We start from the raw sequence: 26633 nt of genomic DNA, 5'->3' as shown, positions 1-26633 counted from the left end.
TTGGCTGCGATTTTACGCCTTAGGTACAGTTGGGTGTAGCAATTACTGACGACGTGGCGATTTTTTTGATTTTTTGGTATTTGTTTTCTTTATTTTAATTTTAGTAATTGCATGATTTTAATGAGTAAAATATAAAAAATAAAAATAACGGAAACGATTTCCATTATTTGTTGACTATGTTTCCGTGCTGCGGGATAGTTGAAGCCATGCCGGGCCATGACCAAGGTGGTAAGGCCTGCCTAATTCAGGAGCAATCCATGGCCAAAATGCGAGCAATCGAAGCAGCCGTACATATCTTGATCAAGGAGGGGGTGGACACGGCCTTTGGCGTGCCGGGAGCCGCCATCAATCCGCTGTATGCCGCCATGAAAAAAATCGGCGGTATCCGGCATTTGCTGGCGCGTCATGTGGAAGGTGCATCGCACATGGCCGAGGGCTATACCCGTGCCCGTGCCGGCAATATTGGTGTCTGTATCGGCACGTCCGGTCCGGCGGGCACCGATATGATTACTGGCCTGTATTCTGCTGCGGCCGACTCCATTCCCATCCTGTGCATCACCGGTCAGGCACCGCGTTCGCGCTTGCATAAGGAAGATTTCCAGGCAGTCGACATCAAGGAGATCGCGCGCCCGGTCGCCAAATGGGCGACAACCGTGATGGAGCCTGCCCAACTGCCGGGTGCCTTGCAGCAGGCATTTCATCTGATGCGTTCCGGACGCCCCGGCCCGGTGTTGCTTGATCTGCCTTTCGATGTGCAGATGGCCGAGATCGATTTTGATCCGGATACCTATCAGCCGCTGGGAGTGTTTAAGCCTGCCGCCAGTCGCGCCCAGCTGGAAAAGGCATTGGCCATGCTGGTCGAATCGGAGCGCCCGCTGATCGTGGCAGGAGGCGGCATCATCAATGCCAATGCTGCGGCACTACTGACCACCTTTGCTGAGATCGTGCAGGTGCCGGTGATTCCCACCTTGATGGGCTGGGGCTGCATACCGGACGACCATTCGCTGATGGCCGGGATGGCTGGTCTGCAAACCGCCCACCGCTACGGCAACGCCACCCTGCTGGCGGCGGATTTTGTCTTGGGTATCGGCAATCGCTGGGCCAATCGCCATACCGGTTCGGTCGATGTCTATACCGCCGGACGCAAGTTCGTACATATCGATATCGAACCCACCCAGATTGGCCGGGTGTTTGCGCCCGATTTCGGCATTGTGTCCGATGCCGCCAGCGCGCTGGCGTTGCTGATCGACATTGCCCGCGAATGGCAGGAACAAGGGCGCTTGCCGACGCGCCCGCAGTGGCTGGATGACTGCCAGCGCCGCAAGAGCAGCATGCTGCGACGCAGTAACCATACGGATAGGCCGATCAAGCCGATGCGGGTGTATGAAGAAATGAACCGCTTTTTTGGCAAGAACACCCGCTATGTCAGCACCATCGGCCTGTCGCAAATTGCGGCTGCGCAATTCCTGCATGTCTATCACCCGCGCAACTGGATCAATTGCGGCCAGGCCGGCCCGCTGGGCTGGACCATTCCGGCCGCCATTGGTGCCAAGGTGGCGGATCCATCCACCGCGGTGGTAGCCATTTCCGGCGACTACGATTTCCAGTTCATGCTGGAGGAACTGGCCGTTGGCGCACAGTTCCGCGTCCCTTACATCCATGTTTTGGTGAACAACAGCTACCTGGGTTTGATCCGTCAGGCACAGCGCCAGTTTGATATCGACTACTGCGTACAGCTGAGTTTTGAAAACATCAATGCCCCAGAGCTGGGCAGCTATGGTGTCGATCACGTTCGTGTGGTTGAAGGGCTGGGCTGCAAGGCCGTGCGTGTCCGTGATCCCGAGCAACTGGCGGCGGGCTTGGCCGAGGCGCAGCGACTGATGGAGCAGCATGCGGTGCCGGTCGTGGTGGAGGTGATTCTGGAACGAGTAACCAATATCGCCATGGGGGCAGAAATCAATGCCATCAACGAGTTCGAAGACATCATCGACCTGCCGGTCTGATGTGAGCGCCATCTTTATCCGGAGAGTCTTATGCCAAGATTTGCTGCCAATCTGACGATGTTGTTTGGCGAGGTCGATTTCCTGTCGCGCTTTCAGGCGGCAGCCCATGCCGGCTTTGGTGGCGTGGAGTACCTGTTTCCCTATGCCTACGACAAGCAGCAGTTGGCCGAACTGCTGGACAAACATCAACTGGTACAGGTGCTGCATAACCTTCCTGCCGGAAATTGGGAGGCAGGAGAGCGCGGCATTGCCTGCCTGCCTGATCGTGTCGGCGAGTTTCAGGATGGCGTGGGCGAGGCTATCGCTTATGCCAAGGCTTTGGGATGTCGCCAACTGAATGTTCTGGCGGGCATTCGTCCGGCAGGGGTTGATGCCGACATGGTGGAGGAGACCCAACACAACAATTTGCGGTTTGCTGCCAGTGCGTTGCGCGCTGAGGGTATCAAATTGCTGGTTGAGGCCATCAATACCTTTGATATCCCGGGATTTGCGCTATCCCGTACTCGCCAGGTTCTGGACCTGATACGGGATATTGGTAGCGATAATCTGTTTGTCCAGTACGACATCTATCACATGCAGCGCATGGAAGGAGAGCTGGCGCAAACCTTGCAGTCGCAGCTGGCGCATATTGCTCATATCCAACTGGCGGACAACCCGGGGCGGCACGAACCCGGAACTGGCGAAATAAACTATCCCTACCTGTTCAGCTTGCTGGATGAAATCGGCTATCAGGGTTGGGTTGGCTGCGAGTACAAACCGCGCAATGGCACCCAGGCCGGTCTTGCCTGGGCCGAGCAGTATCTTTCCTGAACAGAGAGAAGGAGATGGCAATGAAGATAGGATTCATCGGACTGGGCATCATGGGCGCACCCATGGTTGGGCATCTGGTACAAGCCGGCCATGCCTTGTTTGTCAGTTCGCGCAGCGGCCTGCCGTCGTCCCTGGCGGCCCAGCCCCTGACCTTGTGTGAAACTGCCAGGCAGGTGGCCCAGCAGGCAGAAGTCATCATCTTGATGTTGCCGGACACCCCGGATGTCGGCGAGGTATTGTTTGGCGCCGGCGGTGTGGCAGAGGCCGAGCTGACCGGCAAGGTTATCGTGGATATGTCTTCGATTTCTCCATTGGACACCAAGCAGTACGCCCGCCGTATCGAACAATTGGGTGGCCACTATCTGGACGCACCGGTATCCGGTGGCGAGGTGGGAGCCAAGGCGGCAACCCTGTCCATCATGGTGGGTGGGCCACAGGCCGTGTTCGAGCAGTTGCTGCCTGTGCTGCAATTGATGGGCAAGAACATCACCCGTGTCGGTGAAAATGGTGATGGCCAGACAGCCAAGGTAGCCAATCAGATGATTGTGGCGCTCACGATAGAGGCTGTGGGCGAGGCCCTGCTGTTTGCGGCACGTGCCGGTGCTGATCCGGCCAGAGTGCGCCAGGCATTGCTGGGTGGCTTTGCTTCGTCCAGGATTCTCGAAGTGCATGGCGAGCGCATGGTCAAACGGGCTTTTGATCCTGGCTTCCGGATATCCCTGCATCAGAAGGACTTGAATCTGGCCTTGTCCAGTGCCCAGAAAATGGCACTGGCTTTGCCGGCAACGGCGCTGGCGCAGCAACTATTCAATAGTTGTGTGGCACAAGGGGGGGCTGCATGGGATCACAGCGCCATGGTCAGGGCACTGGAACAATTGTCGGACTTTGCCATCCCTGCCCAGTAACGGGGTAGTGGCAAACCATCAGGCAGAGCAGATGTAGAAAAGGGGCGGAGAAATCCGCCCCTTTTTCTTGCTGACAAGGCTGCTTATCACGTTAGGCAGGATTACACCGCTTCATTCAGCTAATCTGCCCGACAGCTTGTTGCCTGTGGGTTTTATGGCTGCCACTGGGCAATCAGCTGGCGCTCCTCATCGCTCATCTTGGTGGTATTGGCGAGCGGCATGTATTTACTGGCGACAGCCTGTTTGATCTTGAGGTAATGCAAGCGGATGTCGCGCTCATTATCCAGCCTGATACCCGCCGGCGGCGCGGCAAAGCCAGGCTGGGTTGGCTTGGCGGCATGGCAGGCGATACAGCGTTCTTGCAGCACACCGGCAACGTTTTGCATCCCGCTGTCCTTGCCCTTGTCGCTCGCCGTCGTGCTGGCAGAAGGGGCCGTATTGCTCCTGGCCGTGACCGGGTTGGAATTAGCGCTGTCGCTCGGTGTGCTGGAAGGTGCGGCAATCATGCCAACGACCAGCAGCATGATGGCACTGGCTGCCGGCAGGGTCAGTACGTTCTGACCGCGATGACGCAACACAAAATATTGTCTGATCAAGGCTCCGGCCAAAATGAACAACACCATGATGAACCAGGCCGTGTCATTGCTATAGGCAAAGGCATAGTGGTTGCTGATCATCAGGAACACTACCGGCAGGGTGAAGTAGGTGTTATGCACCGATCTTTGCTTGCCTCGCTTGCCGTCCAGCGGGTTGGGTGCTTCCCCGGCCTGTAGTGCGGCCACCATGCGGCGCTGCCCAGGGATGATCCAGAACAGCACATTGGCCGACATGCAGGTGGCCATGACCGCACCGGTCAGCAGAAAAGCAGCGCGTCCCTGAAATACATGGGAGCTGAAGTAGGCCACGCCGGCCATCATGAGGGCAACCGCCACGCTCAGCAGGCCATCACGCTGCATTTCCGGGCTGATGCGCCGGCATAGTTCGTCGTAAACCAGCCAGCCGACAATGAGCAGGGCAATGGCCGCAACGTTTACCTCCGCTGGCGTGAGTACCGCTGCCCAGGCCCAGGGGCTGGACGGGTTGGCCAGATAAACTGCCGGGTTGCTCAGATACAGCAGACTGAACAAGGCGAATCCGGATAGCCAGGTGGTATAGGACTTCCAGAATGACCAGTGCAATTTGTTGTCGAGCGGGAAGGGCGGGCGGGTCAGATATTTCTGGTTATGGTAAAAGCCGCCGCCGTGTACTGACGACATCTCACCCAGCAGGTCATAGCGCGGGTCTTGCTCTCCTTTGGGTGTACTGAGGCTGTTGTCCAGCATGACGAAGTAGATGGACTCGCCAATCCAGGCAATGGCGGCGATCACGTGCAACCAGCGTAGCAGCAGGTTGCCGAACTCGAGGAGGTAGCTTTCCATGAGTGAAGTTCCTGATAGAAAGTAGGGGTCAACTACCGCGATAGGTCGAGTAGGTCCAGGGCGTGACGACAAGCGGGACATGATAGTTTTCAGCCGGGTTGGCAATGCCGAAGCGCAGCACCACCTGATCGACAAAGCAGGGTTTTGCCAAATGCACTCCCTGGCTTGCAAAGTAGTCGCCTGCATGAAAAACCAGTTCGTATACCCCGGCCTGCATCGTGTCACCGGACAGCAGCGGCTCGTTGCTGCGGCCATCCTCATTGGTGTCGAAATGGCGCAGTAGCGTGCGCCCATCTCCTTGTATCCGGTACAGCTCGCACCGCACCTGGGCAGCCGGGCGGCCATGCATGGTGTCCAGCACGTGTGTGGAAAGTTTTCCCATCTGTTTGTCTCCTGTGTACCAGCCCTGCGCAGTTTTTGAATGGCGGGCTGTTGTTGTTGTGCAAAGCATGGGCGATTGGAGTTGACGATATTGTTTTATCCTGTCGATAATTGTCAACAATATTTTGGAAGTGATTACCGTATTGTGGAAATTGAAAAAATGAACAATCATCAACGACCTGTACCGGAGAGTGAGGGGGAGATTTCTGCTCCGCCGGCTTCCAGCCTGCGGGACGAAAATCAGTCCCCAGGCGAAGTAGAGCGGCTGTATCTGGAAATATTCGATGCGGTGATCGACCAGCGTTTGCGGCCAGGCGTCAAGCTGACCGAGGCCGTGTTGTGTGATGTTTTTGCCTGTTCGCGTGGCACGGTACGTGCCGCATTGGCCCAGTTGCAACATGACAAGATTGTCGAGCTGCAGCCTAATCGCGGCGCATTTGTGGCCCAGCCGGATATCAAGGAAACCCGCGATGTGTTTGAGGCCAGACGCATGGTGGAAGCAGCCATTCTGGATAAATTGCTGAGCCTGCCCGATTTGCCAGAGCGTCTGCAGCAGTTGTGGCAAATGGTGCGACAGGAGCGGGCTGCATTCGAACGGCAGGACCGGGTCAGCTGGATACGTCTGTCCAATGCCTTTCATGTGCAGATGGTTCGGCTGGCGGAAAACGAGGTACTGACCGAATTGATGAACAGCTTGTGTTCGCGCACCTCGCTCATCATTGCCCTGTACGACAAGCCGGGATGCAGTGCCTGCTCATTCGATGAGCATGAGCAGATTCTGCAGCGGCTGTCGCAGGGAGACCGGCAAGGCGCGCAGCAAGCCATGCGGCAGCATTTGCAGGATTGTGAGCAGCGCATGCATTTTGCCGACAGAAATATACCTGACCCATGGACGATGTTTCATCGCCAGCTTTAGGTGCCCAAGACCAAGGAGTTGAACGCATGCAACAGGCGTATCCGCGAGACATGATCGGCTATGGCCGCCAGCGGCCCAAGGTGAACTGGCCAGGCCAGGCCAGGGTGGCCGTGCAGTTTGTCCTCAACTACGAGGAAGGAGGGGAAAGCAATGTGCTGCACGGCGATGCGCTATCCGAACAGTTTCTCTCCGAAATCGTTGGCGCAGCGGCCTACCCTGCACGGCACATGTCGATGGAAAGCCTGTATGAGTACGGCTCGCGGGTGGGGGTATGGCGCATTTTGCGTGAGTTCGAAAAGCGTGAGCTGCCGCTGACAGTGTTTGCCGTGGGCATGGCGCTGGAACGCAATCCGGAAGCGGCGGCCGCCTTCGTGGAGCTGGGGCATGAGCTGGCCTGTCATGGCTATCGTTGGCTGCATTATCAAAATGCCGATGTCAGCCTGGAGCGCGAGCACATGCAGCGCTGCGTGGAAATCGTCAGCCGGCTGACCGGATCGCATCCGGCTGGCTGGTACACCGGACGCGACAGCCCGAATACCCGACGGCTGGTGGTGGAGGAGGGCGGATTTCTCTACGACGCAGACCACTATGGCGACGAGCTGCCCTTCTGGACTGAAGTGCACTTGGCCAATGGCCAGCGCAAGCCTCACCTGGTGGTGCCCTATACCCTGGATGCCAACGATATGCGCTTTGCCTCAGCGCAGGGCTTCAACACCGGTGAGCACTTTTTCCAGTATCTGAAGGATAGCTTCGACGTGCTGTATGCCGAGGGCGAAACCACCCCGGCCATGCTGTCCATCGGCCTGCACTGCCGGCTGATTGGTCGCCCTGGGCGTTTTGCCGCATTACAGCGTTTTCTTGATTATGTGCAGCAGCATGAATGGGTATGGGTATGCCGTCGTGTCGATATCGCCCATCACTGGCTGCGTCATCATCCCCACCCCGACCTGGAGTCCTGCCGATGAGCCAGCCTCTCACCCTGTCATTGTTGAACCAGCTGCCATTTGATGCTTTTGTCGCTGTTCTGGGCGGTATCTTTGAACACTCGCCATGGGTGGCGGAGCGTACGGCTGCCTTGCGTCCTTTCCATTCGGTGGCGGAGCTGGCCGCCGTCATGGCCGGCGAAGTGGAAAAAGCCGGCTATGGTGCGCAGATGACGCTGATCCGGGCTCACCCGGAGCTGGCCGGCAAGGCGGCGATACGCGGCGAACTGACTGTAGAGTCGACCACCGAGCAAGCGGGGGCCGGGCTTGATCAATGCAGTCCGGAGGAGTTTGCCCACCTGACCGAACTGAACCGTGCCTACCACAGCAAGTTCGGGTTTCCTTTCATCCTGGCGGTACGGGGGTATGACCGGGCGGGCATCATCCGCGAATTCGAACGCCGTTTGCAACTGGGTGTGGAGGAGGAACGGCGCGAGTGCCTGGAGCAGATCTATCGTATCGGGCGTTTGCGTCTGGAAGCATTGCTGCCGGAAAGCGTCTGCGTATGAGTCCGGAAACTCTGGGCTTCTATCTATTGGCCATCGCGGTGGTCATCGCCGTCCCTGGACCATTGTCGCTATTCATGGTGGGCAACGCCCTGCAGTTTGGCGTCTGGAAAAGCTGGCCCGGTTTTGTTGGTGGCGTACTGGCTTCGGTCAGCCTACTGCTACTGTCGGCGCTGGGTATCGGCTCATTGTTGCTGGCATCGCCGCGCAGCTTCCTGCTGCTGCAAGCCATCGGTGCCTGCTATCTGTTTTATCTGGGCATCCGTACCTGGCAGGGGCGTGGTGTTGCGGCGAGTGCGGCTGATAGTCGCCAGGGCCGGGCCCACCTTTTTTCCAAAGCCTTTCTGCTGGGTATCAGCAATCCCAAGGACATCGCTTTTTTTCTGGCTTTGCTGCCGCAATTCATGACGCCGTCCAGGCCATTGTTGCCACAGCTGCTGTGGATGGTGCTGGGCTGGATGGTGGTTGATCTGTTGTGCAAGCTCGCTTATGGCCTGCTGGCCAGCCGATTGTTGGCCAGTATGGCCACGTTGCGTCGCTTGTTCCTGATGGCTTCGGCAATCTGTTTTGTGGTGATGGGCGGCGTGCTGCTGGGGCAGACCTTGGCCAGCGTTGTCTTGTGAAGGAGTAGTCAGTAGCAAATCTTGTTGGTGGTAAAGCAAAAATAAAGGAGAGACATCATGAATATTGCATTGCATCCCACGGCGACTGTTTTACCTGCGTCGCCGGTTGAGTTACCGGAATTTGCCCGTCGCCATGCCAATCTGGCGGATCCTGATTTCGGCGCTTGTGTGCTGTCCTGCTCGGATGAGTGGTTTGCGCCGGCAGAGCGCATGCTGCAGTCATCGTCACCGGTATTCGTGGTGGGCAAGTTTGACGATCACGGCAAATGGATGGATGGCTGGGAGACGCGCCGTCGCCGCAATGGCGGGCATGATCATGCGGTCATCCAGTTGGGCCTGCCAGGTGTGATCAAGGGGCTGGATATTGATACCAGCCACTTTACCGGCAATTTCCCGCCGGCTGCTTCGGTGGAAGCTTGTCATCTCGCGGGTTCACCTGATGAGCACACGGTATGGACCGAAATCCTGCCGGCAGCAGCGTTGGGCAGCAGTGCGCATCACTTTTTTGCCATTGATGACGCACGGGTGTGGACGCATCTGCGGCTGCACATCTATCCGGATGGCGGCGTGGCACGCTTGCGGGTGTATGGCCAACCCGCCAGCGACTGGGAGGGCAAGGACCGGTCAGCCCTGCATGAAGTGTCTGCGCTGCAGCATGGCGGTCGCATTGTTGCCTATAACGATGCCCATTTCGGCGTGCCCTTTCGCCTGATCATGCCCGGTCGTGGCATCAATATGGGGGATGGCTGGGAAACCCGCCGCCGGCGCGAGCCGGGTAACGACTGGTGCATCGTCCAACTGGGGCGGATGGCCATTGTCGAGCGTATCGAGGTGGATACCGCTCACTTCAAGGGTAATTATCCGGACAGCGTGTCCATTCAGGCTGCGCTGGTGACGCAGGGTACCGATCAGTCCATTGTGACCCAGGCCATGTTCTGGGACAGCTTGTTGCCCGAGCAGAAAACCGCCATGGACAAGCAGCACTTTTATGACCGGGAGCAGATCCGCCCGCTGGGGCCGGTCAATCACGTGCGGCTGAACATCTTCCCTGACGGTGGCGTGAGCCGCTTGCGCATCTGGGGCCGTCTGCTTGATTAGCAGCCATAGGACAACCCGATTCTACAGAGGAGAAACACCATGGCCCTGCTTGTCCTGGAAGCGCTAAGCAAAGAAGCGTTCGCCCCTTTTGGTGATGTCATTGAGATTGAAGGCAGCGACTGGTTTCCCATTAATAACGGCAGCACCCAGCGCTATCACAAGCTGGGCATGGTGGAGGTGCTCGGCGAGGGCGGACTTCCCGCCATCAGCATGGCACGTGGTGCCGCCTTTGATTTCCCTTTGAGCATCAGCATGCTCGAGCGCCACCCGCTGGGCAGCCAATCCTTCATCCCCTGCAACGGTGTGCCTTTCATCGTGGTGGTAGCTCCCAGCCTGCCGGATGGCCTGCCGGATGAAAGCGGGCTGCGTGCCTTTCATGCCTATTCCGATCAGGGGGTCAACTATCGCCGTGGTTGTTGGCATCACCCCTTGATCAGCCTGGGGCGGGAAGGTGATTTCATCGTGGTTGACCGTGTTGGTAGCGGGCACAACTGCGATGAGGTGGCCTTGTCCACAAGCTACCGCATTGAGGCAGTCGGCTAGCCTTAAGCCCTGATGGTTCCTGCTGTAGTCCTTGTTGTTGATGCAACAGGGTGGCTCCGTCACGCCTGTCGCCTGGCGAGCCACCCGCCCGTGCAGCGTCTTTTGCGCTGGCGGAAGACTCATGCGAAGGAGAGACTCGATGAGCTCGACGCAAAATGTTCATCCGGTAGACGAAAAGCTGCCGCTGGTGCAGCTGTTCACGCTGGGCTTGCAACACGTGCTGGTGATGTATGCCGGGGCGGTCGCAGTGCCACTGATTGTCGGTGGTGCGGTTGGCTTGCCCAAGGAGCAAATCGCCTTTCTGGTCAGTGCCGACCTGTTCTGCTGCGGTCTGGTCACGCTGTTGCAATGCCTGGGCTGCAAGGGTTTTGGTATCCGCATGCCGGTCATCATGGCGGTGACTTTTGCCACGGTGGGGCCGATGATCGCCATCGGCCAGAATCCGGCTCTGGGCCTACCCGGCATCTTTGGTGCCACCATGGCCTCCGGGCTGCTGTCATTGCTGCTGGTGCCGCTGATCGGCCGGCTGATCCGCTTTTTTCCACCGCTGGTTACGGGGGTGGTGATTACCTCCATCGGCTTGTCCATCATCGGTGTCGGTATCAATTGGTCTGCTGGCGGGCTGGGCTCGCCTGATTATGGCAGCCCGCTCTATCTGGGCATCTCGCTCAGCGTGTTGATCTTCATTTTGCTGATCATCCGTTTTGCCCGTGGTTTCCTGGCCAATATCTCCATCTTGCTGGGGCTGGTGCTGGGTTTCTGCATTGCACTGCTGTTGGGGAAAGTGGATTTCAACGGTTTGCAGGATGCCAGCTGGTTTGCCCTGATTACCCCCTTCAAGTTTGGTGCGCCGCGTTTCGAGCTGTGGTCCATCGTTACCCTCACCGTGGTGATGCTGATCGTGTTCATCGAGTCGATGGGCATGTTCCTGGCGCTGGGTGAAATCATCGATCGTCCGGTCAAGCGGGATGATCTGGTCCGCGGCCTACGAGTGGATGCGCTGGGGACGATGGTGGGCGGCATGTTCAATACCTTCCCGCATACCTCATTCTCGCAAAACATTGGCCTGGTCAGCATTACCGGGGTCAGCAGCCGCTGGGTGTGCGTGATGGCAGGCTTTATCCTGATCGCCTTCGGCCTGGTACCCAAGATGTCCATCGTGGTGGCCTCCATTCCCCCCTTCGTGCTGGGCGGGGCCGGTATCGTGATGTTCGGCATGGTGCTAGCCACCGGTATCAAGGTGTTGTCGCGGGTGGATTTCCATAACCGCTACAATTTGTACATCGTCGCCATCAGCCTGGGCATGGGCATGATTCCCACCGTCGCCAAAGACTTTTTTGGCCAGATGCCGGCGGGCATGGCACCGCTATTGCACAGCGGCATTCTGCTAGCCAGTCTGACTGCGGTGGTGCTGAATGCTTTTTTCAATGGTTTGGGTAAGGAGGATCTGTCCGAGGCGAGTGCAACCGAAGTGATGTCGATGCCGGGACACTGAGCCGTCGGGATACTGAACCAACCGACCCGCCTGCCAGCGGGTCCATTACCTGCTTGACGGGCCGCCATGAAAAGGAAGGGGCGATGCTGCTCGATGGCGATTGGCTGACCGTATTACGGCGGCAACTGCCGCAACAAGGCCAGGCCATGTTGGTGACTGTGGTGCGTAGCCAGGGGCAGGTGCCGCGTGAAACCGGTGCCCGGCTGGCGCTGGCTGACGACTGGCAGGCCGACTCGCTGGGCGGGGGCTGGCTGGAACAGCAGGCCTGCATGCATGCCCGTCGACTGCTGGCTGAGCCACAAGCGGTACGGCATTGCGAGTGTTTTCACCTGGGGCCGGCTGGTGATTATTGTTGCGCCGGTCAGGTGTGGCTGTTGTTTGAAAAACTGGGCAAGCAGGATGAGGGCTGGCTGGAGCTAGCCTGGCAGGCCAGAAGCCAGGGCCGGGTATTGCGGCGCACGCTGCGGCTGAATTCTGCTTTGCCCATCAGTTGCAGTTGGCCTGCCGGTAAAGGTGAAGGCGTGCGCTGGCTGGCCGAGCCGATGCTGTTGCAGGACGATCTGGCTGCTCCCGAGTTGACCGTGGTGCTGTGCGGTGCCGGCCATGTCGGACGCGCGGTGAGCCGCCTGCTGGGCGAGCTGCCCGTCCGGCTGCTCTGGCTGGATAGCCGGCCGGCTATGTTTCCTGCGGATTGCCCGGACCATATCACGACACTGCAGGGCGGCGTGGAACTGATCAGCCGCTTGCCGGCAGATGCCTGCTGGCTGGTGATGACGCACAGCGATGTGCTGGATTTTTGCTGGGTCGAACAGATACTGCAGCGTGGTGACGCGCGCTTTGTCGGTTTGCTGGGCAGCCACAGCAAGCTGGCCAGCTTTAATCTGCGCCTGATGGGCAGTTCGCCACTGGGGCAGATTGCTTCGATACGCTGTCCACTTGGTATCGCCGGTATCGACAGCCGCCAACCTGCGGCTGTCGCCATTGCCGTGGTGGCACAACTGCTGCAGCTGCCCGGCAGTGCCCCGCCGCGACCGCATTCTGGGTAAGGGTATTGAAATCGGTCAGCACTGCCCCTATCTGTCAGCTCACCATTACCCAACTACTGATGAATAGAGACCATGAGCGCACAGAAAGAAACCCTGGGCTTTCAGACCGAAGTCAAGCAACTCCTTCACCTGATGATCCACTCCTTGTATTCCAACAAGGAGATCTTCCTGCGAGAACTCATCTCCAATGCATCGGATGCTGCCGACAAATTGCGTTTTGAAGGTCTGGCCAAGCCCGAGTTGTTCGAGAATGATGCCGAGCTGAAAATCACGGTCAGCTTCGACAAGGAAGCCCGCACCATCACCATCTCCGACAACGGCATCGGCATGAGCCGTGACGAGGTGATCGCCAATATCGGCACTATTGCCAAATCCGGTACCAAGGCCTTCTTCGAGCAGCTGTCCGGTGACTCCAAGAAAGATGCCAACCTGATCGGCCAGTTCGGCGTTGGTTTTTACTCGGCCTTTATCGTGGCTGACAAGGTCAGCCTCACCACCCGTCGTGCCGGCAGCAATACGGCTGAAGGCATCCGCTGGGAATCGCAAGGCGAGGGTGAATACACGCTGGAACAGGTGGAAAAAGCCGGTCGAGGTACCGACATCGTGCTGCACCTGAAGGAAGGCGAAGACGAACTGCTGGCCGACTGGGCGCTCAAGCGCATCGTACGTACCTATTCCGACCATATCTCCATCCCCATTCTGATGAAGAAGGGCAGCAGCTACGGCGAAAACGGCGAGGTGATTGAAAGCGACGAGCTGGAAGCCGTCAATGCGGCCTCTGCGCTGTGGACTCGTAGCAAGAACGAGATCAGCGACGAGCAGTACACCGAATTCTACAAGCACGTGGCGCATGACTTCACCGACCCGCTGGCCTGGAGCCATGCCCGTGTCGAAGGCCGTCAGGAATACACCGAGCTGCTGTACATCCCGGCGCGTGCGCCGTTTGACATGTGGGACCGCGAACGCAAGCAGGGCATCAAGCTGTATGTGCGTCGCGTGTTCATCATGGAAGACAGCGACAAGCTGATGCCGCAATACCTGCGTTTTGTGCGCGGGGTGATCGACAGCAACGATCTGCCGCTGAACGTATCGCGGGAAATCCTGCAGCAAAGCAAGGATATCGATGCCATTCGCGCCGGTTGCGTGAAGAAGGTGCTCGGTTTGCTGGAAGACCTCGCAGCCAACCAGACCGAAAAATATGCCGCCTTCTGGAAAGAGTTTGGCCAGGTGCTGAAAGAGGGCGTGGGCGAAGACCACGCCAACAAGGAACGCATTGCCAAGCTGCTGCGCTTTGCCTCCACCGCAGTGGACGGAGACGAACCGACAGTCAGCCTGAGCGACTATATCGGCCGCATGAAGGAAGGTCAGGACAAGATCTACTTCATTACCGCCGATACCCTGGCCGCTGCCCGCAATAGCCCGCACCTGGAAGTGTTCAAGAAGAAGGGTGTGGAAGTGTTGTTGCTGACCGACCGCGTGGATGAGTGGGTGGTGGGTTCGCTGTTCGAGTTTGATGGCAAGTCGCTGCAGTCGGTGGCCAAGGGCACTCTGGATTTGGGCGCGCTGGAAGACGAAGCCGACAAACAAGCACAAAAGCAGGCTGAAGAAGCTGCCAAGCCGCTGGTGGAAAAAGTGCAGAGCGCGCTGGGTGACAAGGTGAAGGAAGTGCGCGCTACCGTGCGCCTGACCGATAGCCCGGCCTGCCTGGTTGCCGGTGAGCACGATATGAGTGCGCATCTGGAACGTATGCTGAAAGCAGCCGGCCAGAAGGTGGAAGTCAGCAAGCCTACGCTGGAAATCAATCCGGAGCATGTACTGGTGAAGCGTCTGGCTGAAGAGTCCGATGCCGGCCGTGCGGCTGATCTGGCCCAGGTGCTGTACGACCAGGCCTTGCTGGCAGAAGGCGGCAAGCTGGAAGACCCGGCCACCTTCGTCAAGCGCATCAACAAGCTGCTGCTGGAGCTGTCGGCCTAAGCCTGCCACTGCTCTAGTAGTACACCGAAACCGCCTCAGATCACCGGCTTGCCGCGTGTCTGGGGCGATTTTCATTTATCCCGTGGCAAAGGAGTGGCCATGAGTAAACCTTGGCGCAACCTGGGGCCGGCATTGTCACGTTCGCACAGCTGGCCCAGTACGGTGCGGTCGCCTGCTACCGTTTGGTGAAACAACACTATCCCCAGGCAAGCCTCAACTTGTTGTGGGCGCTGCAAGGCGCGCTGGATGACCAGCCGTGGCAACAGGTGGCGCGTGAGCAGCGGCTGTCGCTGCTATTGCAACTGGAACAGCAAGAGCCGCCCGGAGAATAGCCTACTCAAAGGGTGTGGCTACAAAGGCGGGCAGGGCTTCGGCTTGCGTGCTCCATAGCTGTAGTTGCGGGAAGTCCACCCAGTTCAGTTGCTGTGGCAGTAGCTCACGGCTGAAGCGCCAGGCGACCGCGATGCTGATACCAGCCTGATCCAGTGCTGTGATGTCCAGCGCTTGCCGGGTCAATTCCTGCTCCAGCAGGGTGTAGGCCGCTAGCAGTTGGGCAGACACCCGCTCTTGCCATGGCTGGTGACGCCGGTCTTCCGGACGGAGTTGCAGTTCGTAAATCAGCTGCACGCTTTTTTCCATGGCAGCCAGCGCCAGTCCCAGCAAGCGCAGCGCACGCTGGCGTTGTGGCAGGGCTTGCGGCATCAGGCTGCGTTGTGGCTGGCAGGCATCCAGATAGTCCAGGATCAGGGTGGAATCCATCAGCGTGCTGCCATCGTCCAGAATCAGGGTTGGCGCCTTCACCACCGGATTGATAGCCTGAAACTCGGCCAGATGGCGGAATACCGATACCGCGCGGTGACTGAAGGGAATGTCCATCAGTCGCAGGCTGATGGCGACACGGCGTACATAAGGAGAGTCCAGCATGCCTATCAGTTGCATGATTGTCCTTTGCTGATCAAACGGTTTGGTAGTGGCTGCCCAGCCTGAACCAGGCATGTTGCGTTTCGGCCTGGTTGGCGCAGAGCCGTACTTCCAGTTGGCCACGGCCTTCCAGCAATAACTTGCCAGCGGGCAGATCGGCAGATTCTCCATCGCGCAGGCAAATGTCCCGGCCATCAATCGTCAGCCAGTGCGAACCGCTGCGGGCAAACAGCTGGCAGCGCCGGGAAAGCTGTATCACCAGTAGCTCGCCATCTGCCAGTTCCAGCCTTAATGAATGGGGCATGGTCATCTCCTTTCGTGGGGGTGACTTCACTATAAGCGGCAGCCTGGCTGCTGAAAATTGATATTTATTCGGGATTAATGTTAGTTTTACTTACATGAGACCTTTGCCACCGCTATCTGCCCTGCGCAGTTTTGAAGCACTGGCCCGCCTGGGCAGCGTGACCCAGGCCGCCAGCGAACTGCATGTGACCCATTCCGCCATCAGTCAGCAAATCAAGCTGCTGGAAGAGCTGCTGGGCGTGGTGCTGTTCCTGCGTGAAGGACGGGGTTTACGGCTGACTGAAGATGGCCGGCTGTATGCGCTGCAGGTGAGAATAGGCCTGGCAGAATTAACCGAAGCTACACGATTGGTACAGGCGCGGCCGCGTGACGGCGAGCTGGTGCTGGCGGTATTGCCATCGTTTGGCGCGCACTGGCTGCTGCCGCGCCTGCCACGCTTTCAGGCCCGCTTTCCGCAATACCGTATCAGTCTGCGTGCCAGCCTGGATATCCAGGATTTGCGTCAGGGTCTGGTCGACATTGGTATCCGCATGGGACAGGGCGATTGGGAGGGGCTGCAACAGCAGCATCTGTTTGACGACGAACTGGTGGTGGTCGCTGCGCCGACCTTCCGTCAAGGACAGTTGCCGCGCACGCCTGCCGAGATTGTGGCAGGGCCGGTGGTACGCACGGTGGAGAGCTGGATGGGCTGGTGTCAGGCTGCCGGTGTGGCCGAACCGGCCCAGGCCGGTTTGTGGATCAATGATTCCAATCTGGTATTGCAGGCGGTGCAGCAGGGGCTGGGGGTGGCGCTGGAGCGGCGCAGCCTGGTACAGGCGGCCTTGCAGGCCGGCACGCTGGTGCAGGTGAGTAATATTGTGGTGCCTTATCCCTACCCGCACTGGCTGGTGTGGCCAGCACGTGAAAGCTCGCAGCGCAAACAGCGTGACTTTGCCGGCTGGATGGCCGAAGAGGTCGCAGCGTATCAGCAGGAATTGGCGCAGGCTGCCGGCTGATATTGCCACGCATTGCAGCTAAACGGATTTAAAGGGAAACCGCGGTGGCATTGTTTAAGTTATTGCTTTTGTTTGGCCTGACAGCGCTGGCAGAGATTACCGGCTGCTATCTACCCTGGTTGTGGCTGAAGCAGCAGGGCTCTATCTGGCTGCTGCTACCGGCTGCCTTTTCGCTACTGCTGTTTGTCTGGTTGCTGACCCTGCATCCGGCAGCCGCGGGGCGTGTCTATGCCGCTTATGGCGGTGTTTACGTGGTGGTGGCCTTGCTGTGGTTATGGCTGGTCGATGGTGTAAGGCCGGGTATGTGGGACTTGCTCGGGGCCTTGCTGGCGCTGCTGGGGATGGGCGTCATCATGCTGGCACCGCGGCAGTCATGAGCGTGGTGCGGACTGAAACAAAAAACCGGGACGGGCCCGGTTTTTTTATGTGCTTTGCTCAGCCTGCTGGTGGCTGGGTATCAATGAAGGATTGGCGGGTAGACAAGCGCTCCAGCAGGGTGGCGAGGTTGGGGTAGTCTGTGCGCCAGTCGATGTTGGGGAAGCGGAAGCTCAGATAGGCCAGGCAGCAGCCGACAGCGATATCCGCCAGGCTGTAGCTCTCGCCATTGCACCACTGGCGCTCTCCCAGATCGGCCGACAGGGCGGCCAGACCGCGGTCCACTTTCTCCTGCTGGCGGGCGATCCATTCCGGCATCTGCTTGTCCGCCGGGCGGCGCTGTTCCAGCACGATGGCCACGGCAGCATCGGTGATGCCATCGGCCAGTGCTTCCCAGCGGCGGGTATTGATCAGGCGGCGGTTTTCCTGTGGCAGCAGGCGAGCTACCGGCGAGATATTGTCCAGGTATTCCACGATGACCCGCGAGTCGAACAGGGTGCTGCCGTCATCCAATTCCAGTACAGGGACCTTGCCCAGCGGATTGTAGTGCGGGACCTGGCTGTCCGGATTCCATGGCATGTCCTCTTCCAGCGGGCAATCAATCTTCTTGTCGGCCAGCACAATGCGTACCTTGCGGGCATACGGGCTGGTGAGGGAGGCAATCAGTTTCATGGTGGTAGGGTGCTCGGCGGGTCATAAAAGCGGGCTGATGAACTCAGCCCGTTATGTGCTTACTTTAGCGCATGGCTGCCCATGCATAAAGCCCTAGTTGAGTTCGATCTTGCCGGTAATCTGCAGTTGCAGCTGGCTTTGTCCCGGCTGCCAGTCTGGCTGGGCGACGTCCATCTCCTTGGCCATGGGGGCCGCTGCAGCGCGCATCATCATGGGAGGGCGATAGGAGGGGGCGGCATTGCCGAATTCCAGCTCCTTGATGGTGAAGCGGCTTTTTCCCAGTGTTTTGGCGGTGATGTCCGCTTGTTCCTGCATCTCTGCCAGCGCGACCGGAATCATGGCTTTTTCTGCTGCGCGGCGTGCGCTGTCGGAAACACTGAACTGTACACCCTCCAGCAGCATGGTTTTCTGCAGTTGGGCCACCAGTTCAGCCGCCTGCGTCATGTTGCGGCTTTTCAGACGGATTTCCGCCCGGCCTTGCCAGCCGATGATCTTGCCGCTCTTGTCATAGCTGGGCCAGCTATTGTAGCTGCCGCTGCTCAGCTCTACCTGCGGGTAGGACTTGCCGTTTGCCATGCCACGGGAGATGCCTTTGTTGAGGCGGTCTGCCAGCACGGCAGGCTGATCACTCTTGTCCTGCAGGTAGAGCGTGGCCTGAATCTGGTCATTGGCCACTTCTTGCTGGGCAGAGCCGGACAGCCGCAGTTCGATGCCGTCAGCTGCCACGGCAAAGGTGGAAACGCTTAACAAACCAGCCCAAACCAGGACGGGAATCCGAATATTTTCCATGCAATCTCCCTGCGTATGTTTTTCAAACAAACTTTTGAACATGAACGAGGCAGAAGGTTCGCATACAAAATGGAGAAATGGCAGCGAGCATGGTCGCGGGGAGTATGGCGTCTGACCGGCTGCCACGCTTGATGGCGGCCGGTCAGGTGGCGCAGCTACTGTTTGCTTTAGAGCCGTTAACAAAACCCCTGCTGCTGCGTTGCGCCTCCTGGCCGTACCCTTGTACTGTCTGTGTCGGCGCGCCTTGCGTCAGGGACGCGATGCTATTTTGTTAGCTGCTCTTAGCCCAGCAGCAGGGCGTCGTCGTCCAGCTTTTCGCCACGTGTGCGCTCGAACATGGCGAGCAGGTCAGGCACATCCATGCGGCTGCGTTCGTCGCCGCTGACATCCAGTACCACGCGGCCTTGGTGCAGCATGACGGTGCGGTGGCCATGGTCCAGTGCCTGGCGCATCGAGTGGGTCACCATCAGCGCGGTCAGCTTGTTTTCGCTGACGATGCGGTCGGTCAGTTCCAGCACGAAGGCGGCAGTTTTGGGGTCGAGCGCGGCGGTGTGCTCGTCCAGCAGCAACAGGCGTGAAGGCTGCAAGGACGCCATCAGCAGGCTCACGGCCTGGCGCTGGCCACCGGACAGCAAGCCCATGCGGTCACCCAGCCGGTTTTCCAACCCGAGTTGCAGGGTGGCCAGCTTGGCGCGGAATTGCTCGCGATAGCTGGCTTTGACTGCCCGCGACAGGCCACGGCCCTGGCCACGCTGCATGGCCAGCGCCAGGTTTTCCTCGATGGACAGGCCTTCGCAGGTGCCGGCCAGCGGGTCCTGGAATACGCGAGCGACCAGTCCGGCGCGTTGCCAGGCTGTCTGGCGTGTCACATCTTGGCCATCAATGCTGAGGCTGCCGCTATCCGGGCTGATGTCGCCGCTGATGGCATTCAGAAAGGTGGATTTGCCGGCCCCGTTGCTGCCGATCACGGTGACAAACTGGCCGGATTCGATGGTGAGCGACAGGCCGCGCAGCACCGGGTTTTCCAGCGGCGTACCGGGGTTGAAGGTCTTGAACAGATTGTCGGCGCGCATCATGCGGTGCGTCCTCCTTGCTTGTTGCGCAGTTTGGCCTTGATCTTGGGTAGTACCAGGGCCAGGCCCACCAATACGGCGGTAATGAGGTTCAGGTCCTGCGCTTGCAGGCCGATGAAGTCGGCGTTAAGCGCCAGTGCAATCAGCAGGCGATACAGCAGGGCTCCCAGCACGGTGGCCAGCGTCACCAGCCACAGGCTGCGCGGTGGCAGCAGGGTTTCGCCAATGATCACGGCAGCCAAGCCCACAACGATGGTGCCGATACCCATGGAAATGTCTGCTCCACCCTGGGTTTGCACATAAAGTGCGCCAGCCAGGGCAATCAGCGCATTGGACAGCGCCATGCCGGCCAGCGTCATGCGGTCGGTGGAGATGCCTTGGGCGCGAGCCATGCGCGGATTGGCTCCGGTGGCGCGTAGCGCCAGCCCGGCTTCGGAGGCAAAAAAGGCATCCAGTAGCAGCTTGGCCAGCACCACGATGACGGCCAGTACGGCAGGCTGGATCAGCCAGGCATTGTCATTGACGGTGCTGATGAAGGGGGTGAATACGGTGGGCAGGCCGATCAGGGCAATATTGGGCGCGCCCATGATGCGCAGGTTGATCGAGTACAGCGCAATCATCACCAGAATGCTGGCCAGCAATTGCAGGATGCCCAGGCGCACGTTCAGCCAGGCGGTCAGCCAGCCAGCTGCGGCACCGGCGATGGCCGCCAGGCCACAGGCCAGCCAGGGATCATGACCACCAGCAATCAATACGGCGGCGACCGCGCCGCCCAGCGGGAAACTGCCGTCGGCGGTCAGATCGGGGAAGTTGAGCAGGCGAAAGGAAATCAGCACACCCAGTGCGACCAGCGCAAAGATCAGGCCGATTTCCAGCGCGCCCATCAGTGAAATCAGAGACATGAAAACCTCTACGACAAACCGGCCGCCCGGATAGGAGGAGCCGGCAGACCCTGCCTTGGCAGGCAGGGCGATGGTGACGGACAAAGCCCCGACGGCCGCGAGGCCATCAGGGCAGCGCTGCGCAGGTATTGCTTACTTGACGGTGTTCTGGGCTTCCTTGAGCAGGGTGGCCGACAGCGGGGCACCTTGCTTGATGGCAGCGGCCGGGTTAACGGTCAGGCTCAGCTTGCTGCCCACTTCCGGCGCGATGGTGCCGGCTTTTTCACCCTTGAGCAGGCGCACCACGATCTTGCCGGTCTGGCGGCCCATATCGTAGTAGTTCATGCCCAACGCAGCGATGGCACCGCGCTTGACTGAATCGGTATCCGAGGCGATCAGCGGCAGCTTGGCCTGGTTGGCCACGGCAACCAGCGATTCGTAAGTGGACACCACATTGTTGTCGGTGCTGGTATAGATGGCATCAACCTTGCCGATCAGGCTTTTGGCTGCCGGGGCCACGTCTACGGTACGCGCGGCCGGTGCTTCCACCAGGGTCATGCCACGCTTGGCCAGCTCGGCTTTCAGCTCTTTGGCCACGATGGTGGAGTTCACTTCACCCGGGCTGTAGACCATGCCGATACGCTTGGCAGTCGGTTTCACTTTCAGGATCAGATCAACCTGCGGACCCAGCGGCAGCATGTCGGAGACGCCGGTTACATTGGTGCCGCTGGCTTTCCAGTTGCTGACCAGCTTGGCGGCAACCGGGTCGGTCACGGCGGTGAACACGATGGGCAGGGTCTTGCTGGCAGCGACCAGCGCCTGGGCCGACGGGGTGGCGATGGCTACCGCGACAGTCGGCTTGTCACCCACGAATTTGCGGGCGATCTGGCCGGCGGTGGCCGGGTTGCCCTGGGCGCTCTGGTACTGCACCTTGACCTTGTCCTCACCGTAGCCGGCGGCTTTCAGTTCATCGGTCACACCCTTGCGTGCGGCATCCAGTGCCGGGTGATCGACGATGGCGGTAATGGCGACCGATTGCATTTCTGCAGCGGCGGCAGACAGGGACAGCACGGCGGCGGCAGCAGCCAGCAGTTGGCGATGGCGTAGGGACATGGCGATTCCTTGTGAGTCAGGATAGATTTTTTTGGAAAATGTTTATTTCGCGCAATTTTATTCCAATGCCAAAGATTTTTCTTGTTGCGATGCGCAATAAAATGGCTGAAATTGGATATTGGAGACAGGAAGTTGCCCATTCGGGTGGCAGGCATAAAAAAAGCGGCCCGGATCACGGGCCGCATGAGTGTAAGCTGGCAAATTGCCAGCTATAGGGTCGATCGTTTAATCGATGTAGTCGTAGCCTGGCAGGGTCAGGAACTCGACAAAGTCGTCCGAGGTGGTCAGCAGGTCGAACATGCCGGCCGCGTCTTCGTATTGCTTGCTCCAGCGGCTGCCATATTCGGCCTTCAGCTTGGCGACTTCAGCCGCTTGCAGTTCGCGGAACAGTTCTACCGTGACCTTGCGGCCATCATCCAGCACCCCTTTGGGGCTGCGAATCCACTGCCAGATCTGCGAGCGGGAGATTTCTGCGGTGGCGGCATCTTCCATCAGATTGTGGATCGGCACGCAGCCGTTGCCGGAAATCCAGGAACCCAGGTACTGGATGCCCACATTGATGTTCATCGACAGGCCGGCCTCGGTGATCGGCGCTTCCGGCTGGAAGTTCAGCAGATCGGCCGCGCTCACATTCACATCCGGGCGCTGCTTGGCAATCTGGTTGGGCGCATCGCCCAGTACACGGGTGAAGGCTTCGTTGGCAATCGGTACCAGGCCCGGGTGAGCCACCCAGCCGCCATCGTAGCCGTCGGTGGCATCGCGGTCCTTGTCGGCCTTCACACCGCCCAGTGCTTTTTCATTGGCCACCGGATCATTCTTGATCGGAATCAGTGCCGCCATGCCGCCGATAGCCGGGGCGTTGCGCTGGTGGCAGGTCTTGAGCAGCAGCAGGGCATAGGCACGCATGAAGGGGACAGTCATGGTGATCTGTGCGCGGTTGGCCAGGCAGAAGTCGCGATTCTGCTTGAACTTCTTGATGCAGCTGAAGATGTAGTCCCAGCGGCCGGCATTCAGGCCGGAGCTGTGTTCGCGCAGTTCGTAGAGGATTTCGTCCATTTCGAAAGCCGCGAGAATGGTTTCGATCAGCACGGTGGCCTTGATGCTGCCTTGTGCGATGCCCAGTTCCGTTTGCGCAAACACGAATACATCGTTCCACAGCCGTGCTTCCAGATGGCCTTCCATCTTGGGCAGGTAGTAGTAGGTAGCACTGCCCACGCTTTGCAGATAGGCGATGTTGTGGAAGAAGGACAGGGCAAAGTCGAACAGTGAGCCCGAGACAATCTCGCCATCTACGGTGACGTGCTTTTCCATCAGGTGCCAGCCGCGCGGACGCAGGATCAGCGTGGCCACGCTGTCGTTCAGGCGGTATTGCTTGCCGTCCGGATTGGCAAAGGAAATGGTCTTGCGATAGGCATCGCGCACATTGATCTGGCCGCTGATCTGGTTTTCCCAGCTCGGACAGTTGGAGTCCTCGAAGTCGGCCATGAAGCTCTTGGCGCCGGAGTTCAGCGCGTTGATCATCATCTTGCGGTCAACCGGCCCGGTGATTTCCACGCGGCGGTCCAGCAGATCCTGCGGCAGCGGGGCAATTTTCCAGTCGCCGGCGCGGATGGCGGCGGTTTCCGGCAGGAAGTCAGGCAGCTTGCCGGCATCCAGTTCGGCCTGGCGTACCACGCGGGCGGCGATCAGTTCGCGGCGGCGCGCTTCAAACTGGCGGTGCAGTTTGGCGACAAAGGCCAGCGCCTCGGTGGTGAGGATTTCTTCAAACGCCGGGGTCAGCGGGGCGAGGATTTCCACGCCTTGCGGAAGGGTGATAGCCATGTGCTTGCTCCTGATTGAATTGCCGTGGGCGGCGAACTTGCCGTCCTGATTGATCAAAATGCTGCATTGCGATGACAGTCAGTGTATCTAGCCAAACAGTAAAAAAAAATGCATAAATAGGCATAACATCTTTTACTTTTAAGTATGTAATGAGTGAATTCAAGCAGCTGGAAACCTTTGTTGCGGTGGTGAATCATGGCAGCCTGTCGGCAGCTGCACGCCAGCAGGGTGTGGTGCCGGCCATGATCGGGCGCAGGCTGGATGCGCTGGAGGAGCGGCTGGGGGTGAAATTGCTGGTGCGCACCACTCGCAGCGTAACCCTCACGCAGGAGGGCGCGGCGTTTTTTGAAGATTGTTTGCGCATTCTGTCCGAGCTGTCCGAGGCCGAGGCGGCGGTTGCCTCTGGCAGTGGCCGGGCGCGCGGCCATTTGCGGGTGTCCGCTCCGGCCGGTTTTGGCCGGCGTCATGTGGCGCCGCATATTGCGGCCTTCCAGCTGGCGCAGCCGGATATCCGGGTCACGCTGGATTTGTCCGACCGCCTGATCGATTTGCAGCGCGAACGCATCGACTGCGCCATCCGTATTTCCGATCTGGCCGACTCCTCGCTGGTGGCGATGCGGCTGGCAGAAAACCGCCGTGTGGTGGTGGCCTCGCCCGCCTATCTGTCGCGCCATGGCATTCCGCGTACGCTGGAAGAGCTGGCCAGCCACAACTGTTTGTCCTTGGGCGAAAGCCAGAGCCGCGGCTGGAGTTTCGAGCGCGATGGCGAGCTGATCAATCTGCGCGTAGCCGGGCGCCAGGAGTGCAATGACGGCGCAGTGCTGCATGACTGGGCCTTGCAGGGTCTGGGCCTGGCCTGGCGCTCGTTGTGGGAGGTGAAGGACGATGTGTCGGAAGGGCGGCTGGTCACGGTGCTCGACCAGTTTGCCGCACCAGACTATCCGGTGTATGCCGTGGTGCCGCAGCGGCGCTTTCTGCCGGCGCGAGTACGGCATTTCATCGAGCATTTGCGGCAGATTTACACCGCACCGGGCTATTGGGATTAATGAGCCAGCGCGACGCTGCCCACGGTGTGCAATCGCCCTTGTTTCGCCGGTAATGGTCGCGCTTGCTCGGCCATGGCGATAGTCCCGACCTGCCGGTCATTCAGACCGATGTCATGGTGCCTTGTCGCATTTTGTTGAATCAGGGAGAGCCAGGCTTGCAGTCGGGCAAACTGCTGTCAAATAGGCATGGCATTGCGTTTTTATGGCAATTTCTACCGGATTGTTGGCTGTCTAGCGCTATTAACTGCCTGGTCTTGCAGGCTTATGACGGCTTTGAGGCAAATCCTGCTGCCAGAACGGCCGTGGAATGGATAATGGATACACTTTGTCCGATTTTATGGCTTGAACTGTTCCCCCCTTCCTGTAAGATCGCGCGTTTTCCGCTGCAGTGCCCTGCGTGGAGGTGTCGGTCACGAACCGGCAACAGACGGGGCAGCCGCGGAAGGGCTGAGTATGATCATCAACGCTGGCTACCCCGTCGCCCAAACATGGCAAGGGGAAGCGGTGCACACAGGATAGTCTGAACATGAGTTTGATGCGCAAGAAGAGCGTTCAGGGCATGCTGGAATTTGCCCAGACCGCCAAAGGGCTTCGCAAGGAGCTGACGGCTTTCGACCTGACCATGCTGGGGATCGGCGCCATCATCGGCACCGGTATTTTCGTGCTGACCGGTACCGGCGCCACCGTCGCCGGCCCGGGTCTGGTCTTGTCCTTCATCATCGGTGCCATGGCCTGCGGTTTTGCCGCGCTGTGCTATGCCGAATTTGCCGCCATGCTGCCGATTTCCGGCTCCACCTACACGTATGCCTATGCCACGCTGGGTGAACTGGTCGCCTGGATCATCGGCTGGGATCTGATGCTGGAATACCTGTTGGCCTCCTCGGCGGTATCCGTCGGCTGGTCCGGTTACTTCCAGAGCCTGCTGGGCGGTTTCGGCATTCATCTGCCGGTGGCGCTGACGGCTGCTGCCGGAGCGGTGCCGGGCAAGGAGACGCTGTTCAATCTGCCGGCCTTTACCATCGCCATGCTGATTACTGCCTTGCTGGCCTTTGGCATCAAGGAGTCCAAGCGCGTCAACAATATCGTGGTACTGATCAAGGTGGCCGTGGTACTGGTGTTCATCGCCATTGGCATCTGGCACGTCAAGCCGGTCAACTGGAGCCCGGCCCTGCCTTATGGCATGAACGGCGTGTTCCACGGCGCGGCCATCGTGTTCTTCAGCTTCCTGGGTTTTGACGCAGTGACCTGTGCGGCCGAAGAAGTGAAAGACCCGGCGCGTGACATTCCCAAGGGCGTGATCTGGTCGCTGGCCATCTGTTCCATCCTGTACGTCATCGTGTCGGCCATCATGACCGGCATCGTGCCTTATGCCCAATTTGCCGGTATCGATCATCCGGTATCGCTGGCGTTGCAAGTGGCCAAGCTGGACTGGTTTGCCGGCTTTGTCGATCTGGGTGCCATTCTGGGCATGCTGACGGTGATTCTGGTGATGACCTATGGTCAGACCCGCATCCTGTTCGCCATGAGCCGCGACGGCCTGCTGCCGAAGATTTTCTCCGAGGTGAACCCGAAATACGGCACGCCGTACAAGGCCACCTGGCTGATCGGCACCATCATCGCGCTGATTGCCGGCTTCATCCCGCTGCACACTCTGGCCGAGCTGGTGAACATCGGTACCCTGGCTGCCTTCTCGCTGATTGCCATTGCCATCATCAAGCTGCGCAAGACCGAACCCAACCTGCCGCGCAAGTTCCTGTGCCCGGGCGTGCCCTATGTGCCGGCGCTGGCGGTGATCTTCTGTGTCTTCCTGATGACCCAGCTGTCCGCACTCACCTGGCTGTGTTTCGTGGTATGGCTGGTGATTGGTCTGGTGGTGTACTTCGGTTATTCGCGCAAGAATTCACACCTGCACAAGCAAGCCTGACCGGCGCTTGCCAAAGAAA

At 59.1% G+C, this 26633-nt stretch carries 27 protein-coding genes; 17 read left to right on the top strand and 10 right to left on the bottom strand.

Going from position 1 to position 26633, the window contains the following annotated elements:
• Positions 1-257: 257 nt before the first annotated feature.
• The 3 genes from gcl to FAZ30_RS00935 are packed head-to-tail and all read left to right on the top strand — an operon-like array spanning position 258 to position 3718.
• Positions 258-2003, top strand: coding sequence for a glyoxylate carboligase (gene gcl, locus FAZ30_RS00945; protein ID WP_124644738.1), 1746 nt, complete (start codon positions 258-260; stop codon positions 2001-2003).
• A gap of 30 nt (positions 2004-2033) precedes the next feature.
• Entirely contained in the window at positions 2034-2813 is a 780-nt protein-coding gene (gene hyi / locus FAZ30_RS00940; protein WP_124644739.1) for a hydroxypyruvate isomerase, read from the top strand.
• A 20-nt stretch (positions 2814-2833) separates the two neighbouring features.
• Complete coding sequence (locus tag FAZ30_RS00935; RefSeq protein WP_124644740.1) at positions 2834-3718, top strand: 2-hydroxy-3-oxopropionate reductase; 885 nt, start codon at positions 2834-2836, stop codon at positions 3716-3718.
• A 152-nt stretch (positions 3719-3870) separates the two neighbouring features.
• Here FAZ30_RS00935 and FAZ30_RS00930 read toward each other — a convergent pair whose 3' ends face one another.
• Both FAZ30_RS00930 and uraH read right to left on the bottom strand, forming a co-directional pair.
• Positions 3871-5136 (bottom strand): urate hydroxylase PuuD, encoded by a 1266-nt coding sequence (locus FAZ30_RS00930; protein ID WP_124644741.1) that lies wholly within the window; start codon positions 5134-5136, stop codon positions 3871-3873.
• A 28-nt stretch (positions 5137-5164) separates the two neighbouring features.
• Positions 5165-5518: a hydroxyisourate hydrolase gene (gene uraH / locus FAZ30_RS00925; protein WP_124644934.1), complete on the bottom strand. Its 354-nt coding sequence runs from the start codon at positions 5516-5518 to the stop codon at positions 5165-5167.
• Between the two features lie 159 nt (positions 5519-5677).
• On the opposite strand from uraH, the gene FAZ30_RS00920 reads away from it, so the two are divergent.
• The 10 genes from FAZ30_RS00920 to FAZ30_RS00875 all read left to right on the top strand — a co-directional run bounded on the left by FAZ30_RS00920 (position 5678) and on the right by FAZ30_RS00875 (position 15033).
• Positions 5678-6433: a GntR family transcriptional regulator gene (locus FAZ30_RS00920; protein WP_124644742.1), complete on the top strand. Its 756-nt coding sequence runs from the start codon at positions 5678-5680 to the stop codon at positions 6431-6433.
• Positions 6434-6459: 26 nt separating this feature from the next.
• Positions 6460-7398 (top strand): allantoinase PuuE, encoded by a 939-nt coding sequence (gene puuE, locus FAZ30_RS00915; protein ID WP_124644743.1) that lies wholly within the window; start codon positions 6460-6462, stop codon positions 7396-7398.
• Entirely contained in the window at positions 7395-7925 is a 531-nt protein-coding gene (gene uraD, locus FAZ30_RS00910; RefSeq protein WP_124644744.1) for a 2-oxo-4-hydroxy-4-carboxy-5-ureidoimidazoline decarboxylase, read from the top strand. Before puuE ends, uraD begins: the two co-directional genes overlap by 4 nt.
• Positions 7922-8545, top strand: a complete 624-nt coding sequence (locus FAZ30_RS00905; protein WP_124644745.1) for a LysE family translocator — start codon at positions 7922-7924, stop codon at positions 8543-8545. Before uraD ends, FAZ30_RS00905 begins: the two co-directional genes overlap by 4 nt.
• A gap of 57 nt (positions 8546-8602) precedes the next feature.
• The gene (alc, locus tag FAZ30_RS00900) at positions 8603-9643 is read left to right on the top strand and encodes an allantoicase (RefSeq protein ID WP_137008409.1); all 1041 of its coding nucleotides are present in this window, start codon (positions 8603-8605) and stop codon (positions 9641-9643) included.
• A 39-nt stretch (positions 9644-9682) separates the two neighbouring features.
• A complete protein-coding gene (locus tag FAZ30_RS00895) occupies positions 9683-10186 on the top strand; it encodes an ureidoglycolate lyase (RefSeq protein WP_137008407.1) in 504 nt (167 codons plus the stop codon).
• Positions 10187-10325: 139 nt separating this feature from the next.
• Entirely contained in the window at positions 10326-11681 is a 1356-nt protein-coding gene (locus FAZ30_RS00890) for a nucleobase:cation symporter-2 family protein (RefSeq protein WP_137008405.1), read from the top strand.
• Positions 11682-11764: 83 nt separating this feature from the next.
• A complete protein-coding gene (xdhC, locus tag FAZ30_RS00885) occupies positions 11765-12727 on the top strand; it encodes a xanthine dehydrogenase accessory protein XdhC (RefSeq protein ID WP_137008403.1) in 963 nt (320 codons plus the stop codon).
• Between the two features lie 72 nt (positions 12728-12799).
• The gene (gene htpG, locus FAZ30_RS00880) at positions 12800-14701 is read left to right on the top strand and encodes a molecular chaperone HtpG (protein ID WP_137008401.1); all 1902 of its coding nucleotides are present in this window, start codon (positions 12800-12802) and stop codon (positions 14699-14701) included.
• Between the two features lie 110 nt (positions 14702-14811).
• Positions 14812-15033, top strand: coding sequence for a TfoX/Sxy family DNA transformation protein (locus FAZ30_RS00875; RefSeq protein WP_137008399.1), 222 nt, complete (start codon positions 14812-14814; stop codon positions 15031-15033).
• Position 15034: 1 nt separating this feature from the next.
• Here FAZ30_RS00875 and FAZ30_RS00870 read toward each other — a convergent pair whose 3' ends face one another.
• On the bottom strand, positions 15035-15640 hold the full coding sequence (locus tag FAZ30_RS00870) for a glutathione S-transferase family protein (RefSeq protein ID WP_137008397.1): 606 nt from the start codon (positions 15638-15640) through the stop codon (positions 15035-15037).
• Between the two features lie 16 nt (positions 15641-15656).
• On the bottom strand, positions 15657-15926 hold the full coding sequence (locus tag FAZ30_RS00865) for a DUF2917 domain-containing protein (RefSeq protein WP_158613625.1): 270 nt from the start codon (positions 15924-15926) through the stop codon (positions 15657-15659).
• 94 nt (positions 15927-16020) lie between these two features.
• Here FAZ30_RS00865 and FAZ30_RS00860 point away from each other — a divergent pair, with 94 nt between their 5' ends.
• A complete protein-coding gene (locus FAZ30_RS00860) occupies positions 16021-16920 on the top strand; it encodes a LysR substrate-binding domain-containing protein (RefSeq protein ID WP_137008395.1) in 900 nt (299 codons plus the stop codon).
• 44 nt (positions 16921-16964) lie between these two features.
• Positions 16965-17297 (top strand): YnfA family protein, encoded by a 333-nt coding sequence (locus tag FAZ30_RS00855; RefSeq protein WP_137008393.1) that lies wholly within the window; start codon positions 16965-16967, stop codon positions 17295-17297.
• Positions 17298-17355: 58 nt separating this feature from the next.
• Here FAZ30_RS00855 and FAZ30_RS00850 read toward each other — a convergent pair whose 3' ends face one another.
• The 6 genes from FAZ30_RS00850 to aceB form a co-directional block, all read right to left on the bottom strand.
• Entirely contained in the window at positions 17356-17967 is a 612-nt protein-coding gene (locus FAZ30_RS00850) for a glutathione S-transferase (protein WP_137008390.1), read from the bottom strand.
• 93 nt (positions 17968-18060) lie between these two features.
• Positions 18061-18756, bottom strand: a complete 696-nt coding sequence (locus tag FAZ30_RS00845; RefSeq protein ID WP_124644757.1) for an SIMPL domain-containing protein — start codon at positions 18754-18756, stop codon at positions 18061-18063.
• Positions 18757-19037: 281 nt separating this feature from the next.
• Positions 19038-19832: an ABC transporter ATP-binding protein gene (locus FAZ30_RS00840; RefSeq protein ID WP_137008388.1), complete on the bottom strand. Its 795-nt coding sequence runs from the start codon at positions 19830-19832 to the stop codon at positions 19038-19040.
• The gene (locus FAZ30_RS00835; RefSeq protein WP_103523356.1) at positions 19829-20731 is read right to left on the bottom strand and encodes an ABC transporter permease; all 903 of its coding nucleotides are present in this window, start codon (positions 20729-20731) and stop codon (positions 19829-19831) included. Before FAZ30_RS00835 ends, FAZ30_RS00840 begins: the two co-directional genes overlap by 4 nt.
• 132 nt (positions 20732-20863) lie before the next feature.
• A complete protein-coding gene (locus FAZ30_RS00830; RefSeq protein WP_137008386.1) occupies positions 20864-21823 on the bottom strand; it encodes an ABC transporter substrate-binding protein in 960 nt (319 codons plus the stop codon).
• A 225-nt stretch (positions 21824-22048) separates the two neighbouring features.
• A complete protein-coding gene (gene aceB / locus FAZ30_RS00825; protein WP_124644760.1) occupies positions 22049-23644 on the bottom strand; it encodes a malate synthase A in 1596 nt (531 codons plus the stop codon).
• 149 nt (positions 23645-23793) lie between these two features.
• Here aceB and FAZ30_RS00820 point away from each other — a divergent pair, with 149 nt between their 5' ends.
• Together FAZ30_RS00820 and bcaP are read left to right on the top strand one after the other, a co-directional pair.
• Positions 23794-24690, top strand: coding sequence for a LysR family transcriptional regulator (locus FAZ30_RS00820; RefSeq protein ID WP_124644761.1), 897 nt, complete (start codon positions 23794-23796; stop codon positions 24688-24690).
• Positions 24691-25216: 526 nt separating this feature from the next.
• Positions 25217-26614, top strand: a complete 1398-nt coding sequence (gene bcaP, locus FAZ30_RS00815; RefSeq protein ID WP_124644762.1) for a branched-chain amino acid transporter BcaP — start codon at positions 25217-25219, stop codon at positions 26612-26614.
• Positions 26615-26633 lie beyond the last annotated feature (19 nt).

Source organism: Aquitalea aquatilis (assembly GCF_005155025.1).
GTDB lineage: Bacteria > Pseudomonadota > Gammaproteobacteria > Burkholderiales > Chromobacteriaceae > Aquitalea > Aquitalea aquatilis.
Note: the sequence above shows the minus strand (reverse complement) of the source record. Positions and strands in the feature narration are given on the sequence as shown.

Bases quoted from the DNA above. Each gene is read 5' to 3' on its own strand.
- FAZ30_RS00850 (WP_137008390.1), bottom strand. From the start codon at position 17,967: ATGAAACTGATTGCCTCCCTCACCAGCCCGTATGCCCGCAAGGTACGC.
- hyi (WP_124644739.1), top strand. From the start codon at position 2,034: ATGCCAAGATTTGCTGCCAATCTGACGATGTTGTTTGGCGAGGTCGAT.
- FAZ30_RS00830 (WP_137008386.1), bottom strand. From the start codon at position 21,823: ATGTCCCTACGCCATCGCCAACTGCTGGCTGCTGCCGCCGCCGTGCTG.
- FAZ30_RS00930 (WP_124644741.1), bottom strand. From the start codon at position 5,136: ATGGAAAGCTACCTCCTCGAGTTCGGCAACCTGCTGCTACGCTGGTTG.
- FAZ30_RS00820 (WP_124644761.1), top strand. From the start codon at position 23,794: ATGAGTGAATTCAAGCAGCTGGAAACCTTTGTTGCGGTGGTGAATCAT.
- uraD (WP_124644744.1), top strand. From the start codon at position 7,395: ATGAGCCAGCCTCTCACCCTGTCATTGTTGAACCAGCTGCCATTTGAT.
- FAZ30_RS00840 (WP_137008388.1), bottom strand. From the start codon at position 19,832: ATGATGCGCGCCGACAATCTGTTCAAGACCTTCAACCCCGGTACGCCG.
- gcl (WP_124644738.1), top strand. From the start codon at position 258: ATGGCCAAAATGCGAGCAATCGAAGCAGCCGTACATATCTTGATCAAG.
- FAZ30_RS00870 (WP_137008397.1), bottom strand. From the start codon at position 15,640: ATGCAACTGATAGGCATGCTGGACTCTCCTTATGTACGCCGTGTCGCC.
- aceB (WP_124644760.1), bottom strand. From the start codon at position 23,644: ATGGCTATCACCCTTCCGCAAGGCGTGGAAATCCTCGCCCCGCTGACC.
- uraH (WP_124644934.1), bottom strand. From the start codon at position 5,518: ATGGGAAAACTTTCCACACACGTGCTGGACACCATGCATGGCCGCCCG.
- xdhC (WP_137008403.1), top strand. From the start codon at position 11,765: ATGCTGCTCGATGGCGATTGGCTGACCGTATTACGGCGGCAACTGCCG.
- FAZ30_RS00920 (WP_124644742.1), top strand. From the start codon at position 5,678: ATGAACAATCATCAACGACCTGTACCGGAGAGTGAGGGGGAGATTTCT.
- FAZ30_RS00905 (WP_124644745.1), top strand. From the start codon at position 7,922: ATGAGTCCGGAAACTCTGGGCTTCTATCTATTGGCCATCGCGGTGGTC.
- FAZ30_RS00860 (WP_137008395.1), top strand. From the start codon at position 16,021: ATGAGACCTTTGCCACCGCTATCTGCCCTGCGCAGTTTTGAAGCACTG.
- FAZ30_RS00865 (WP_158613625.1), bottom strand. From the start codon at position 15,926: ATGCCCCATTCATTAAGGCTGGAACTGGCAGATGGCGAGCTACTGGTG.
- FAZ30_RS00890 (WP_137008405.1), top strand. From the start codon at position 10,326: ATGAGCTCGACGCAAAATGTTCATCCGGTAGACGAAAAGCTGCCGCTG.
- FAZ30_RS00895 (WP_137008407.1), top strand. From the start codon at position 9,683: ATGGCCCTGCTTGTCCTGGAAGCGCTAAGCAAAGAAGCGTTCGCCCCT.
- FAZ30_RS00835 (WP_103523356.1), bottom strand. From the start codon at position 20,731: ATGTCTCTGATTTCACTGATGGGCGCGCTGGAAATCGGCCTGATCTTT.
- htpG (WP_137008401.1), top strand. From the start codon at position 12,800: ATGAGCGCACAGAAAGAAACCCTGGGCTTTCAGACCGAAGTCAAGCAA.
- puuE (WP_124644743.1), top strand. From the start codon at position 6,460: ATGCAACAGGCGTATCCGCGAGACATGATCGGCTATGGCCGCCAGCGG.
- FAZ30_RS00845 (WP_124644757.1), bottom strand. From the start codon at position 18,756: ATGGAAAATATTCGGATTCCCGTCCTGGTTTGGGCTGGTTTGTTAAGC.
- FAZ30_RS00935 (WP_124644740.1), top strand. From the start codon at position 2,834: ATGAAGATAGGATTCATCGGACTGGGCATCATGGGCGCACCCATGGTT.
- bcaP (WP_124644762.1), top strand. From the start codon at position 25,217: ATGAGTTTGATGCGCAAGAAGAGCGTTCAGGGCATGCTGGAATTTGCC.
- alc (WP_137008409.1), top strand. From the start codon at position 8,603: ATGAATATTGCATTGCATCCCACGGCGACTGTTTTACCTGCGTCGCCG.